At 44.6% G+C, this 13,256-nt stretch carries 14 protein-coding genes; 7 read left to right on the top strand and 7 right to left on the bottom strand.

The features are described from left to right. Positions 1 to 31: 31 nt before the first annotated feature. The 3 genes from DIU38_RS29800 to DIU38_RS29790 all read right to left on the bottom strand — a co-directional run bounded on the left by DIU38_RS29800 (position 32) and on the right by DIU38_RS29790 (position 3,544). Positions 32 to 226, bottom strand: a complete 195-nt coding sequence (locus DIU38_RS29800; protein ID WP_112651130.1) for a hypothetical protein — start codon at positions 224 to 226, stop codon at positions 32 to 34. Between the two features lie 84 nt (positions 227 to 310). Further along, positions 311 to 1,582, bottom strand: coding sequence for a DUF1501 domain-containing protein (locus DIU38_RS29795; protein WP_112651132.1), 1,272 nt, complete (start codon positions 1,580 to 1,582; stop codon positions 311 to 313). Positions 1,583 to 1,600: 18 nt separating this feature from the next. Further along, positions 1,601 to 3,544 (bottom strand): DUF1800 domain-containing protein, encoded by a 1,944-nt coding sequence (locus DIU38_RS29790; RefSeq protein ID WP_112651134.1) that lies wholly within the window; start codon positions 3,542 to 3,544, stop codon positions 1,601 to 1,603. A 164-nt stretch (positions 3,545 to 3,708) separates the two neighbouring features. On the opposite strand from DIU38_RS29790, the gene DIU38_RS29785 reads away from it, so the two are divergent. The 6 genes from DIU38_RS29785 to DIU38_RS29760 all read left to right on the top strand — a co-directional run bounded on the left by DIU38_RS29785 (position 3,709) and on the right by DIU38_RS29760 (position 7,798). Further along, complete coding sequence (locus DIU38_RS29785; protein ID WP_112651136.1) at positions 3,709 to 4,077, top strand: hypothetical protein; 369 nt, start codon at positions 3,709 to 3,711, stop codon at positions 4,075 to 4,077. A 144-nt stretch (positions 4,078 to 4,221) separates the two neighbouring features. Further along, complete coding sequence (locus DIU38_RS29780; RefSeq protein ID WP_112651138.1) at positions 4,222 to 4,689, top strand: response regulator transcription factor; 468 nt, start codon at positions 4,222 to 4,224, stop codon at positions 4,687 to 4,689. A gap of 110 nt (positions 4,690 to 4,799) precedes the next feature. Next, positions 4,800 to 5,339 (top strand): DUF4199 domain-containing protein, encoded by a 540-nt coding sequence (locus DIU38_RS29775; RefSeq protein ID WP_112651140.1) that lies wholly within the window; start codon positions 4,800 to 4,802, stop codon positions 5,337 to 5,339. Between the two features lie 151 nt (positions 5,340 to 5,490). Further along, positions 5,491 to 6,390: a LysR substrate-binding domain-containing protein gene (locus DIU38_RS29770; protein WP_243770623.1), complete on the top strand. Its 900-nt coding sequence runs from the start codon at positions 5,491 to 5,493 to the stop codon at positions 6,388 to 6,390. 77 nt (positions 6,391 to 6,467) lie between these two features. Next, on the top strand, positions 6,468 to 7,478 hold the full coding sequence (locus DIU38_RS29765) for an NAD(P)/FAD-dependent oxidoreductase (protein ID WP_112651142.1): 1,011 nt from the start codon (positions 6,468 to 6,470) through the stop codon (positions 7,476 to 7,478). Positions 7,479 to 7,480: 2 nt separating this feature from the next. Beyond that, positions 7,481 to 7,798 (top strand): 2Fe-2S iron-sulfur cluster-binding protein, encoded by a 318-nt coding sequence (locus DIU38_RS29760; protein ID WP_091167599.1) that lies wholly within the window; start codon positions 7,481 to 7,483, stop codon positions 7,796 to 7,798. A 381-nt stretch (positions 7,799 to 8,179) separates the two neighbouring features. Here the strand turns inward: DIU38_RS29760 and DIU38_RS29755 are convergent, their stop codons facing one another. The 4 genes from DIU38_RS29755 to pdeM form a co-directional block, all read right to left on the bottom strand. Beyond that, positions 8,180 to 8,965, bottom strand: coding sequence for a succinate dehydrogenase/fumarate reductase iron-sulfur subunit (locus DIU38_RS29755; RefSeq protein WP_091167597.1), 786 nt, complete (start codon positions 8,963 to 8,965; stop codon positions 8,180 to 8,182). 102 nt (positions 8,966 to 9,067) lie between these two features. Further along, the gene (locus DIU38_RS29750; RefSeq protein WP_091167595.1) at positions 9,068 to 11,002 is read right to left on the bottom strand and encodes a fumarate reductase/succinate dehydrogenase flavoprotein subunit; all 1,935 of its coding nucleotides are present in this window, start codon (positions 11,000 to 11,002) and stop codon (positions 9,068 to 9,070) included. Between the two features lie 42 nt (positions 11,003 to 11,044). Continuing rightward, positions 11,045 to 11,836: a succinate dehydrogenase cytochrome b subunit gene (locus DIU38_RS29745; RefSeq protein WP_090530615.1), complete on the bottom strand. Its 792-nt coding sequence runs from the start codon at positions 11,834 to 11,836 to the stop codon at positions 11,045 to 11,047. 181 nt (positions 11,837 to 12,017) lie between these two features. Beyond that, positions 12,018 to 12,743: a ligase-associated DNA damage response endonuclease PdeM gene (gene pdeM, locus DIU38_RS29740; protein ID WP_243770624.1), complete on the bottom strand. Its 726-nt coding sequence runs from the start codon at positions 12,741 to 12,743 to the stop codon at positions 12,018 to 12,020. A 105-nt stretch (positions 12,744 to 12,848) separates the two neighbouring features. Between pdeM and DIU38_RS29735 the strand changes: the two genes are divergently transcribed. Further along, the gene (locus DIU38_RS29735; protein WP_090530618.1) at positions 12,849 to 13,223 is read left to right on the top strand and encodes a DUF6249 domain-containing protein; all 375 of its coding nucleotides are present in this window, start codon (positions 12,849 to 12,851) and stop codon (positions 13,221 to 13,223) included. Positions 13,224 to 13,256 lie beyond the last annotated feature (33 nt).

Below are 13,256 nucleotides of genomic sequence, written 5' to 3'. Positions count from 1 at the left end.
ATCAATGATTAAAACTTCAAAGAATATAAAATTAATGTTTCAACAGTGTTTTTTCTAAGGCTTTTATGCTACTGATTTTTTGATATTTTTTGAGCAAAAATAAACCTGAAAGGTTTTGGAAAAAAAGTACTGACAAAACAGCACCACCATTTTTTATGGCTAAAAGCTGTTGCTTTCGCAAGCAAAATGCTTGCCCGGTTTTAGGCCGATTTACGTTATCGCCCAACTTCGGTCTGAATGAGCTGAAGTTAGAAACTTCAGCTCATTCAATCGTGGGTTAGGCTATCGCTAAAACCGCGGCAGCCCGCTTTTATCCCTTCATTACATTCACCCTATCCCCTTTCCAGTCGGGAAACAGTATATGATCATTATTTATCGCAAGATGCTTATCAGCTACTGAGCTGAACACACTTCTAAAGTCGGTAGTTACGGCAAGGTCGCGGCCATCTTCAAGGTTTTCAACGGCGAGCGGCTTTACATCGCCATACACTAAACCGCCGCTTACATCATTACCTAAAATAAAGTTACATGAGGCACGACCATGATCGGTACCACCAGTCCCGTTTTGATGTACGGTACGGCCAAACTCGGTCATGGTCATTACGGTAACATCGTCCTGGTAGGTGCCCAGGTCGGTCCACAGGGCCATTATGCTGTTGCTTAGGTCGGCAACATTACGGGCGAAGATGCCGTTTTCGGTTCCCTGGTTAAAGTGGGTATCCCAACCGTTCGATTCGGCAAAGGCAACTTCCAGTCCCACATCCATTTTGATGAGCTGGGCTATTTGTTTCAGCGAATTGCCCAATGCCGAGTTGGGGTAAACAGCGCCATTGGCCGGTGTATAATTTTTAACATCGGTTTTCTGCAGCATTTTCATCGCCTCAAAACTTTCCTTTCCGGTTTGCTTCAGTAAGCCTGATGCGGTTTGATCATACAGATCCTCAAAACTTTTTGCCGCGATATTGGCTCCGGCAGGGTTGCCTCGCATTTGAATGGCAAAATCCTGCAAATTGCTGATGGCTACCGAGGGGTTGTCGCCATAAAAAGAACGTGGCATGGCCGATGTCATGCTCACGGCCGTAAAAGGGGTAAGCGCATCATGCCCAAGCAAACCTACAGCCCGGTTAAGCCAGCCGCTTGAGGTACCTTTATTGAATGGAGTGCCCGATTCCATATAATCCTGCGCATCAAAATGCGAACGGGTATTATTGGGTGAGCCTATGCCATGAACAATGCCCAAACGTTTTTCGCGGAACATGGGTTCAAAGGCCTTCATGGCAGGGTGCAAACCAAAACGCCCGTCCAGGTCTATCAGCGGATTACCCGTGCCACTTTTGGCAGCCGACATGAACAGGTTTGGCCGGGCAGCTTTCAAATAATCGTCAGTAAACGGAGTAACGGCCATCAGGCCATCCATAGCTCCCCGCTGAAAGATACATACCAGCGTTTTTTTCTTTTTATAAGGCGATGAGATTTTTTCGCTTGCGGCTGCCTCAGCTAAAAAACCGGGTATGCCGCCCAGTAATCCTACGCCTAAAAGGGCCAGTCCGCCCGATTTTAAAAAGCCTCTTCTTGACACCATTTTTAAATCCTCCTGTTATTAACGCCTCTGATATTCGGGTGAACCAATGATAACGCCAACCACCTGCGCCAGCATAGAATTATTACCGGAGGTGCCTTGCATCGCTATAAAATTATTTTTCCGTTTACCTTTTAAACCCGCCTGCTGATCCATCATCTCATCGCTGGCAGCCACTGGTGCTGCGGTTGCTGCAGGAGTTTTAGCGCTGGCTTTGTCAACCTTTTCCATAAGTTTGGGATCGTTAAGCATAGGTGTAAGCCGTTTAATAGTTTCATCAAGCTTACGGCCCGGCATAATAATTTTACTATAGGTAATGAGCGCCGCTTGTGCGCTTTCGGGTTCGTGATGGTTATTAAGTGCAACAAGGTCAACCTTTACGCCGGGGATCCGGCCCGATGCCAGCGCCAAACCAAAATTCATACGGTTAAGCAACGCGCCGGTATTGATCCAGTATTGGCCTTTATCGGGGAAGCCGGTTGGGGCCTGGTAATAGTACATTTTTTCGCCCATTTTATTGATCCAGTTAAATAATTGGTAAGGTTGGGTAATATCGGCATGCAATGAACGCACGGAGCCTATGGCCAGTTCAAAAGGCGATTTTGTTTTTTCCCTTACGGCTGCCGCGCTCCAAAATTCAGGCGCATCAACCATGGTGATCAGTACCTGTTTAATATCACCATCCGTTTTCATAAAGGTACGGGCCATTTTATCAATAAGGCTCTGCGGCGGGTTATCGTTCACAAAGCGCACGGCTATTTTCTTTGATATAAACCTTGCCGTAGCTTGTTGATGTGCCAGCATATTAAGCAGTTGCACACCCTCCTCATACCCGCCTCCGGCAGCAAAATGATGGCCTAATACCGTCTTTTCGCCATTATCATGTTTGTTCGGGTTAAACAGAAAATCGCCCTCATGTACAAAACCGCGGCTTTCCAGTTTTTCATCCCCAATACGGTTCATGAGTTTTTGGCCCGCTTGTCCGTAAGTGCCCATTGGATAAACCGACCAGCCGGTAAGTACTTTAGCCGCCTGGGTAACATCCTGCTGGGTATAGCCGCCGTCAACGCCAAGGGTATGCAGTTCCATTACCTCGCGGGCGTAATTTTCATTAAGCCCCTGTGCTTTTTTTGCTTTGTTTAGTTTGGGCATATTGGCAAAACGACCTGTATCCGCACCCTGCATTTGCTGCATCAGCCGGCGGCGGATCGGCCTGTTACCTTGCTCCATATTGTCCTTATTCCCCGAACTGCTAAAATTATCCAGGTAATATAACATGGCCGGCGATTTGGCAGTGGCCAATAACAAATCATTAAATTTGCCAAGGGCATTCGGACGGATCACATCGCGCTCATAAGCGGGGATATATTGCGAACAGTCATTTTTCACTATAGATACATTGAAATGATTGAACCAGAAACTGGTCATTACTTCCTGTAATTGATTATTGCTGTAAGCAGCTCTTAATATTTTTTGGTTGATGAATTGGCGTAACAGCTCCTGCTCGGGCTTTAATCCGTTTTGCTGCATGTAGTTTTGCAACTGATCGCGATAAGCTTTGCGATCTGTTTTTACCGAATCTTTGTTAACTATACCGTCCCTTACAGCCATTCGCAAAACCTGCGCGCCTTTGGGGTATTGGGCAACAACTTCTGTATTGCTCAGTTTTAAGGCATCATATTTATTTAACAGTTGATTAAGGGAATCATCCGGGAGTTGGGCATCCAATTGTTGGACAAACCACTTTTCGGGGCCGATTTTGGCTACTTCTTCTACTTCGCCCGGGGTTGCCCCATAAGTAAAACGGCTCAGTAAATGAGCCGCGGCCTGTTCGGGTGTTAAACCCGCCTGCTTATAGGGAAATTTTAAACTTGCATTAGGATAGCCCGGCAAAAAGGCAGTAAATACGGTAAACAAACACAACAACATAACAAAGCCACACCAGTACTTAACAGCCTTTTTCATAGTATCCGGGTTATTAAATTAAAAATTTAACTTTTGCCTTAGTGTGACCATGAAAAAACCCATTGGTTTAATTTAATTGTCAAAGAAACTTATACGCATACCCATTTAAACCAAAACTCATCTATATTGTCAATAAATTAATTATCTGCAAAAAATAAAAAAATATGAAAAAACTACTGATGCTGCTGACCCTTGCCTGCGGACTAAACTACGCAGCCAACGCACAACAAAAGGTTGAAAAAACGCCCGCTCAAAAAGCGGCCAACAAAACCGAGCACCTGCAAAAAAACTTAAAACTTACTGCCGACCAGGCAAAAAAAGTGAACGTTATCCTGCTTGCCCAGGCAACAAGTATCGATAGCCTGAAAAAACTGAAACAGGATAAAAAAACCAGTCACCTGGCCGATCAAAAGATTAAACAACGCGCTACCGCCGGCTTAAACAAGATTTTCACCCCCGAACAACAAAAAGCCTATGCAAAATTAAAAGCCGATAAAAAAGCTAAGAAAGACGCGGCTAAAGCTGATGAATAAACGAAACCAGGGCTTTCAGGGTTAAGGGGAGCTCCTTTACAGATTATAAATTTAAGAGCGGGATGTTTTTCCGCTTTTTTGTTTTGTGTGCTTTTCTGCTTATCTTAAATAATCCTAATTTTAAGATAAATCGGTGATCATAACATGGCTTCTAATTTATTGGTAAAAAACAAACATACCATACTGTACGCGGTAGCACTTGCACTGCTGTTGTTTTTGCTGAAATGGCTTGAGCTTAAACTGATCATTGTTGATAATGCCTATGAAATTTACATGGGTGCCATAGCAGTATTTTTTACCGTATTAGGAATTTGGCTGGCACTTAAACTTACCAAACCCAAAACAGTTGTTGTAGAAAAACAGGTTTATGTAAATAACGGGCCTGAATTTATCATTAACCAGACAGAGGTGGAAAAGCTTGGCCTCAGCAAACGCGAGCTTGATGTTTTGCAATTAATGGCCGAAGGGTTAAGTAACCAGGAAATTTCAGAGCGTTTATTTGTATCGTTGAATACCATCAAAACACATTCGGCAAAGGTGTTTGAAAAAATGGAGGTTAAGCGCCGCACCCAGGCTGTTGAAATGGGGAAGCGGCTCAGCATTATTCCTTAACCCGCTTCATACTTTAGTACTAATGGCAGCATATTTTTCAAAATCACCCTAAAGTATGAGCCCGAAAAGTTTCTGACAAGCCAAATTTGTTCTATCAAAATATAAACGATATGAAAAAGAATGTATTTGTTTTTGGATCAATCTCCGGCCTCATCATCGCCGCTACCGGGGGAATTTCAGGGGCCCTTTGCTATAACAACCCCAACTTTCAGGGCAACATGTGGGTGGGCTATGGCTCCATGTTGCTGGCGTTTTCGCTGATATTTGTAGCCATCAAAAATTACCGCGACAAATACAACGAAGGCATAATTAGTTTCGGCAAAGCTTTTATGATCGGCCTTTACATTGTATTGATCACCTCAACAGTTTATGTGATTGTGTGGTTAATAGAGTTCTATAACTTTTACCCCGATTTTATGACCAAATACGTCGCCCATGTTTTACGGGAAGCCAAAGCCCATGGTGCTACGGCCGCCGAACTTAAGCAACAGGAAGCAAGCATGGCTGGTTATGTTAATATGTACAAAAGCCCCTTCGGCGTAATCGTGCTTACTTATATGGAGATACTGCCCGTTGGCCTGGTGATTGCGCTGATAGCAGCTTTGATCCTGAAACGCAAGCATGCCAGCCCACAATTGGCTACAAATTAAATAGATACATTGACATAACTTTATGTCATTGCTGTAAGCGAAGCGTTGCAATCTCGCAGCCAATGCATATTCGCACTGTATAGTATGCGGTTGCCACGCTTCGCTCGTAGTGCCATGCTGAATAAAAAGTATTTATTCCTAAATTGGCCCAATGATATTTGACTTCAGGCTGAAGGTTTTTTATACGGTTGCACAACGGTTAAGCTTTACCAAAGCTGCATCCGAGTTATTTATCACCCAGCCGGCGGTCACCAAACATATCAAGGAACTGGAGCAACAACTCAGCGTACAGTTGTTTAAACGAAACGGCAATAATATTTCCCTTACCACTGCCGGCAAGACCCTTGAAAAATACGCTGAGAAAATTTTTCAAACCTATACCGACCTGGAAACTGAACTGGCTCAGCTTAATAACCTGGAGGCCGGTACGCTGCACATAGGGGCCAGTACCACCGTGGCGCAAACTATTTTGCCCAAGCTTCTGGCTATGTTTAAAAAAACATATCCCAAGGTTACTTTCAATTTTATCCAGGCCAATACCGATCAGATCTCGCAGCTGGTACTTGCCGAAAAAATAGATATTGCCATTGTAGAGGGGGCTGCCCATTCGCCGCAATTATCCTATACCGATTTTATTAAAGATGAAATTGTACTGGTAACCAGTGCTAACAATAAGTTATCCAAAAAGACCGAGATCACTCCCAAACATTTACCCGCTATCCCGTTGGTTTTAAGGGAAGCCGGATCGGGCACCCTGGATGTTATCTTCAATGCCCTGGCCGCCGTGCAAATCAACCCTAAAGACCTGAACATCGAGATTCAACTGGAGAGCAGTATCGCTATAAAACAATACCTTTTATACTCAGAAACAGCGACATTTCTCTCCATCCAATCGGTAGTAAGCGAGTTAAAATACAACGAGCTCACCATTATTGATGTTAAAGGATTAGAGATTTTCCGCACTTTTCAGTTCATACAATTGCATGGCAAACACAGCAAACTGATAGAGTTATTTAAGCGTTTTTGCCTTGCCAATTATAACTTAAAGTAATCTTGTATTACTTTATATCATTTGATTGCCAGTTAGTTTAGCGGCAAATTTGATTGCTGAATCAAAGGCGATCATACATGGAAAAAATTACTACCGATATCTGCATTATAGGCGCGGGACCTGTTGGTTTATTTGCTGTTTTTGAAGCCGGGCTGCTAAAAATGCGCTGCCATCTTATCGATGTGCTGCCACAGGTTGGCGGCCAGCTTTCCGAAATTTATCCGCATAAACCTATTTATGATATTCCCGGTTATCCTGATGTTACCGCACAGCAACTGGTGGATAATTTGATGCTGCAGATAGCCCCCTTTCACCCCACCTTTAGTTTGGGCGAGCGGGTAGAAAACCTGCAACGCAATGATGACGGATCTTATAATATCATAACCAACGACGGTACAACCGTTCATTGCCAGGTAGTAGTAATTGCCGGCGGCCTTGGCTGTTTTGAACCCCGCAAACCAGAAATTGACCGCCTTACAGATTTTGAGGGAAAAGGAGTAGCCTATATGGTGAAAAACCCCGAACATTTTCGAGATAAAAAAGTGGTGCTTGCAGGTGGCGGCGATTCTGCCCTGGACTGGGCTGTTTTTCTGAGCAATGTAGCCGAGCGGGTTACCCTGGTCCATCGGGGGGATACTTTCCGCGGAGCGCCCGATAGTGCCGAAAAAGTATTTGAACTGGCCAGGGAAGGCAAGATCGACCTGGTCCTTAAATCAAATGTAGTTGCCTTAACCGGCGATGATCGTTTGCAGGAGGTCACCCTGCTTGACCGGGACCAGCAGGTAAGCCATATTGAAGCTGATCATCTCATTCCTTTATTTGGCCTTAGCCCCAAACTCGGCCCTATTGCCGACTGGGGATTGAATATCGACAGATCAGCCATCGCCGTAAATACAGTTGATTACAGCACCAATATTGAGCGCATTTATGCCATTGGCGATATCAATACCTACCCGGGTAAGCTTAAGCTGATACTCTGCGGTTTTCATGAAAGTGCTTTAATGGCCCAAAGTGCTTTCAAATATGTTTACCCCGAGCAAAAACTGAGTTTTAAATACACCACCGTTTACGGTGTAAGCGCATTTTAGCCATGATAAATTTAACCATAATTGACCGCGACGGAGGCAGCAGGGCCGTTGAAATTCCGGAAGGTATAAACCTGAGCCTGATGGAAGTACTGAAGGCATCTGAGTACGATATACTGGCCACCTGCGGTGGTATGGCGCTTTGTGCCACCTGTCACGTACAGGTGATAGAAGGGCCCGAGGAATATTTTACTGCTACGGATACCGAGCTCGACGTATTGGATACGCTACCCTACGCTCCACCTGCAAGCAGACTGGCCTGCCAGATCAGGATCTCTGAAGATATGGATGGGATGGTATTTAAGCTTGTGGGAGAGGAATAAGCCGAAAATCTTGAGTTCTAAGAAGCTGTTTAAGAATGAAGAATATTAATTGCCGTTGGTTTTAACCAACGGATTAAGAGCCGAAAACTCCTGGCTTTAGCCTAATTATGCAAGTGGATTTGGGCTGAAGCCCTCTTATTGCTTTATTCCGTTGGTTAAAACCAACGGCAATGAAGTTTTATTTACCTGTAAACGATATGCGTCGATATTTAAACAGTTTCTTAGTTTTAAGCCGGATAAAAAAATTTGTGTGCTTATTCCCCAAAAACCCAGGAGCGTTTTTATTACCTCATTTTATCAAGCCGTTTTAACATCTTCTGAATAAAACATAAAACGGCCCGGTTAAGCCGGGCCGTTTACTATATCCTAACAGGGGGGCAATTAATGACCTTGCTCATGTACTTCTTCTTCCCTGAACAGTTTCGCGCTAAAATAGTCATTGTTCATACGGGCAATGTTAGTCAATTTAATTTCCTTAGGGCACTCGGCTTCGCAGGCACCGGTGTTGGTACAGCTGCCAAAACCTTCTTCGTCCATTTGGGCAACCATTGATTGTACACGACGATAGCGCTCCGGCTGACCTTGAGGTAACAAGCCCAACTGAGTGATCTTAGCCGATACGAACAACATAGCCGAGGCATTTTTACAGGCAGCAACGCAGGCTCCGCAGCCAATACAGGTAGCCGAGTTAAAAGCTTCATCAGCAATAACTTTGGGGATTGGGATAGCATTACCATCAGGTACACCACCGGTGTTCACTGAAACATAACCACCAGCTTGCTGGATCCTGTCAAATGCAGAGCGGTCAACCGCTAAATCTTTTACGATAGGGAATGCTTCCGCGCGCCATGGCTCAATGGTGATAGTTTCACCATCGTGGAAGGTACGCATGTGCAGCTGGCAGGTAGTGATACCGCGTTTTGGCCCGTGCGGGTGACCATTGATATATAATGAACACATACCGCAAATACCTTCGCGGCAGTCGTGGTCAAAGTTAATTGGCTCATCGCCTTTGTGGGTCAGGCTTTCGTTAACCACGTCGAGCATTTCAAGGAACGACATGTCGGGCGAAATATTTTCGGCTTTGTAGCTTACGAATTTACCCGCGGTTTGAGCATTTTTTTGACGCCATACTTTAAGCGTCAGGTTCATATTTCCGTTACTCATCTTTGTTTTAGATTTGAGTTATCGTTGTTTTTGTTGATTGAGTGAGTAGTTGATTGGGTGAGTGGTTTTAACTTAAATAACCTATCACTAATCAACCATTCACTATGCGTAATTACGTTGTGATAAATGAACTGCTTCAAATGTCAGCTGTTCCTTATGCAATTCTTCCGGTTGGTTTTCGCCTTTAAACTCCCAGGCTGCAACAAACGCAAAGTTTTCGTCATCGCGGAGCGCTTCACCATCTGGGGTTTGTGATTCAACCCTGAAGTGGCCACCGCATGATTCTTTACGCATTAAAGCGTCGTCGATCATCAGCTCGCCAAGTTCAATGAAATCGGCCACGCGACCAGCTCTCTCTAACGAAGCGTTTACTTCTTCGTTTTCACCGGTTACGATAGCGTTTTTCCAGAAATCGGCTTTCAATGCCTGGATCAAACCTTTGGCTTTTTTCAGGCCTTCTTCGGTACGGGCCATACCGCAATATTCCCACATAATGTGGCCAAGCTCGCGGTGGTATTCGTTAGTGGTTTTAGTTCCTTTTAATGACAGCAATTTGTTTACGTGGGCAATTACGTCCTGCTTGGTTTTTTCAAACGCCGGGTGGTTGGTATCAACCTTTTTAGGGCCGATCTTAGCCAGGTAATCGCCAAGTGTATAAGGGATCACAAAGTAACCATCAGATAAACCCTGCATCAGTGCAGATGCACCAAGACGGTTAGCACCGTGATCGGAGAAGTTGCACTCGCCCAAAGCATACAAACCAGGTACGGTTGTGCTCAGGTTATAGTCAACCCAAAGGCCGCCCATTGTATAGTGAACCGCAGGGTAAATACGCATTGGTTGCTTATACGGATTTTCGTTGGTGATCTGGTAGTACATATCAAACAGGTTACCGTATTTGGCCTTAACGGTTTCTTCGCCCAGGCGTTTAATCGCGTCAGCAAAGTCAAGAAATACCGCGAAGCCAGAGCCGCCTACACCTTTGCCCTCTTCAACCATTTCCTTAGCGTTACGTGAGGCCACGTCGCGCGGAACAAGGTTACCGAAAGCCGGATATTTACGCTCAAGGAAGTAATCGCGGTCATCTTCTTTAACCTGGTCTGCTTTTAATGTGCCTTTGCGTAGCTGCTCAGCAATTTCAGCGGTTTTAGGAGCCCATACCCTACCGTCGTTACGCAGTGATTCAGACATCAACGTAAGCTTAGACTGGTGATCGCCGGTTACCGGGATACAGGTTGGGTGAATTTGAGTATAACAAGGGTTACCGAAGAAAGCACCACGTTTGTGTGCCCTCCAGGCTGCCGTTACATTTGAGCCGATTGCGTTTGTTGACAGGTAGAATACGTTGCTGTAACCACCGGTACATAATAATACCGCATGGCCGGCATGCGTATCGATAGCGCCGGTAAGCATGTTACGGGTAACAATACCTTTGGCATGGCCATCTATAGTTACCACGTCAAGCATTTCGTGACGGGTGTACATTTTCACTTTACCGGCATGGATCTGGCGGTTAAGGGCAGAGTAAGCACCCAATAAAAGCTGCTGTCCTGTTTGTCCCCTCGCGTAAAATGTACGCGACACCTGCGAGCCTCCGAATGAACGGTTATCCAGCAAGCCGCCGTATTCGCGGGCGAAAGGTACACCTTGCGCAACGCACTGGTCAATGATGTTTACCGAAACTTCGGCCAAACGGTGAACGTTGGCTTCGCGGGCGCGGTAATCACCACCTTTAATGGTATCGTAAAATAAACGGAAAACGCTGTCACCGTCATTCTGATAGTTTTTAGCGGCATTGATACCACCCTGTGCAGCAATAGAGTGTGCACGGCGTGGGCTGTCCTGGAAACAAAATGCCTTAACGTTGTAACCCAGCTCGCCTAAAGTGGCAGCTGCCGAAGCGCCTGCCAAACCGGTACCTACAATAATGATATCGTATTTACGCTTATTGGCGGGGTTAACCAGCTTCAGATCAAATTTATGCTTGCTCCATTTTTCGGCTAATGGGCCTTGAGGAATTTTAGCATCTAATGTCATCTCTTCTTTGTATTTATGTTTGTGGCTTTTGGCCAGCTAAACTTAGTGAGCTCCCTGGGTTGATAAATAGTAATAATAAACCGGCATGGCGGCAAAAAGCAGCGGAATGATAACCGCAAACAGCCATGTACCAATAAAGTAAACTACCGGTGTATATTTACGGTGTACCCAGCCCAGCGTACGGAACGCGCTCTGGAAACCATGTAACAAGTGAAATGCTACAGCGCCCATGGCTATTACGTAAAATATAACGTAGATAATGTTGCTGAAACTGTAAGCAACACGCGCGTGCAGGTCTTTTACCCTTACAACTTCCACATTGTTTTCGGTTGATACCGAGTGGCTGAATTCGGCATTGGCCGGGGTGTAATCGCTAACTTTGGTTTCGCCGGTTGCCAGATCGGTACGGTACTCTTTAAAGCCCATGGTTTTGTCGTTGTGGTAACGAAACCAGAAATCGCCCATGTGGATAACGATGAACAGGAACAGGACTGAACCAAGCAGGCCCATGTTTTTTGATGACCATGAGGCATCAGATTTTGCCGCTACCGCATAGCGTACAGGGCGGGCTTTACGGTTCTTGACAGTCAGGATCAAACCGTATAGTGCATGCACTAAAATGGAAAGGTACAACAGGTATGCAATAACTTCAATAGGCGGAAAATGCGTAAGGAAGTTGGCATACACGTTAAAACTGAAACCGTTATCGTTGTTAAACAACAGCAGGTTGCCGCCTACGTGCACAATTAAAAAGGTACACAGAAACAAGCCTGTTAAAGCCATGATCAGCTTTTTGCCCAGCGACGAGTTTAAGGTTTGTTTGAATTCGCTCATTATGAATTGGATTTATTAGGCAAAAGTATTTATTAAATAACAAAACATAGAAGAGGTTTTGGCTTATTGGAGACCAAAAAGCTATTTAGAATCAATCTAAAATAATGTCCTGGTATTCAACATCCAAATACAATACGATGACAGGGAAATTGATGAATATAGCGCATTTTGTAGATGAAAATCAGGCTATAGCCACAACTTTATCTTTCAAAACGGCAAAGATCCTGTCGTTTTGAAGGCTACGGATAGCCACCCGCCCGGTAAATTTTCCGAAGGATGGTAAAATTCCCTGTTTATTGCCAAAGGCAAAGCAAGGCAATGTAATGCTTTGACGTGCCCGGCCGCTTAAGTTTACCCCCGGATGGATATGCCCGCAAAAAACATAACCTGCTTTTTCGTCCTGGTCGTTGGCAAGCGGATGGTGCATCATGAGGAAGGGGCCGATCAACAGTTCGTCGTGCAGTTCGATATTCAGGTTATGATAATGCTTATCTGCAATGATATCATGATTGCCGCGGACCAGGATGATCTGTAACGCGGGGAACTGGCTGCGCCAAAGGATAAACCAATCCCAATCGTTATTCATATCGCTGTGGAACAGATCGCCCAAAAAAACTAACTTTTCCGGCTTGTGTTCATAAATAAGATCGGAAAGTACGGCCAGGTCACTTTGCTCCATATCCCTTGGTATTGCTATGCCGGCTTTACGGAAATGGCCCACTTTGCCCAAATGCACATCGGCAATTATCAAAGCGCTTTGCTGCTGCCAGTAAATAGCTTTTTGTGGTAATAATAAAAGATCCTGCCCCAGCAGGCTAAAAGGAGTAGCCGCACTTATCATTAAGGCAAAGTTAATAAATGCCCTCCGCCCTCCTAAAGGGAGCAGCAATAATTTTTTTTTAATCAAGGTGTAACCTGTTTAAAAAACATGTGGTCATAGCTTACAAATACACCGCAATGGCGTATTTACAGAGAGAAAAACAATATTAACTTAATTAAAAAAACAAATATTATGGGCGCAGGTGAATTGGGCGTATTAGCAGGAATTATAATACCCCTCAGCTTATTCGCAATGATCTTCGGGATCGTTTACTTAAACAAACGGGAGAAATTAGCTATGATTGAACGAAACATGGATCCGAGGAGTTATAAACCGCAATCGGCTCCTTACCAAAATTTAAAATGGGGCTTACTGCTTATTGGTTCGGGTATCGGGCTATTTTTGGCCTACGTTTTAAACCGTGGCATATTCAATAGTTTTGACGATGATGTTTTCTTTTTATACGTAGCATTGATCGCTATTTTTGGAGGGGCAGGCTTGTTTTTATCATACCGCATCGAAAAAAGAGAAGTGTTGGATAAAGAAGAATTGTACAAAGAAAAATAAGAAAACAGCTACAGCTTCTCTTTTACCCTCGCA

Origin of the sequence: Mucilaginibacter metallidurans (genome assembly GCF_003286435.2) — a bacterium.
Classification (GTDB): domain Bacteria; phylum Bacteroidota; class Bacteroidia; order Sphingobacteriales; family Sphingobacteriaceae; genus Mucilaginibacter; species Mucilaginibacter gossypii.
This window is presented reverse-complemented; position numbering and strand designations above follow the sequence as displayed.

What these genes read in the sequence shown, in the direction of transcription:
- DIU38_RS29735 (WP_090530618.1), top strand. Translation starts at nt 12,849, where the DNA reads ATGGGCGCAGGTGAATTGGGCGTATTAGCAGGAATTATAATACCCCTC.
- DIU38_RS29795 (WP_112651132.1), bottom strand. Translation starts at nt 1,582, where the DNA reads ATGGTGTCAAGAAGAGGCTTTTTAAAATCGGGCGGACTGGCCCTTTTA.
- DIU38_RS29750 (WP_091167595.1), bottom strand. Translation starts at nt 11,002, where the DNA reads ATGACATTAGATGCTAAAATTCCTCAAGGCCCATTAGCCGAAAAATGG.
- DIU38_RS29765 (WP_112651142.1), top strand. Translation starts at nt 6,468, where the DNA reads ATGGAAAAAATTACTACCGATATCTGCATTATAGGCGCGGGACCTGTT.
- DIU38_RS29745 (WP_090530615.1), bottom strand. Translation starts at nt 11,836, where the DNA reads ATGAGCGAATTCAAACAAACCTTAAACTCGTCGCTGGGCAAAAAGCTG.
- DIU38_RS29775 (WP_112651140.1), top strand. Translation starts at nt 4,800, where the DNA reads ATGAAAAAGAATGTATTTGTTTTTGGATCAATCTCCGGCCTCATCATC.
- DIU38_RS29755 (WP_091167597.1), bottom strand. Translation starts at nt 8,965, where the DNA reads ATGAGTAACGGAAATATGAACCTGACGCTTAAAGTATGGCGTCAAAAA.
- DIU38_RS29790 (WP_112651134.1), bottom strand. Translation starts at nt 3,544, where the DNA reads ATGAAAAAGGCTGTTAAGTACTGGTGTGGCTTTGTTATGTTGTTGTGT.
- DIU38_RS29780 (WP_112651138.1), top strand. Translation starts at nt 4,222, where the DNA reads ATGGCTTCTAATTTATTGGTAAAAAACAAACATACCATACTGTACGCG.
- DIU38_RS29770 (WP_243770623.1), top strand. Translation starts at nt 5,491, where the DNA reads ATGATATTTGACTTCAGGCTGAAGGTTTTTTATACGGTTGCACAACGG.
- DIU38_RS29785 (WP_112651136.1), top strand. Translation starts at nt 3,709, where the DNA reads ATGAAAAAACTACTGATGCTGCTGACCCTTGCCTGCGGACTAAACTAC.
- DIU38_RS29760 (WP_091167599.1), top strand. Translation starts at nt 7,481, where the DNA reads ATGATAAATTTAACCATAATTGACCGCGACGGAGGCAGCAGGGCCGTT.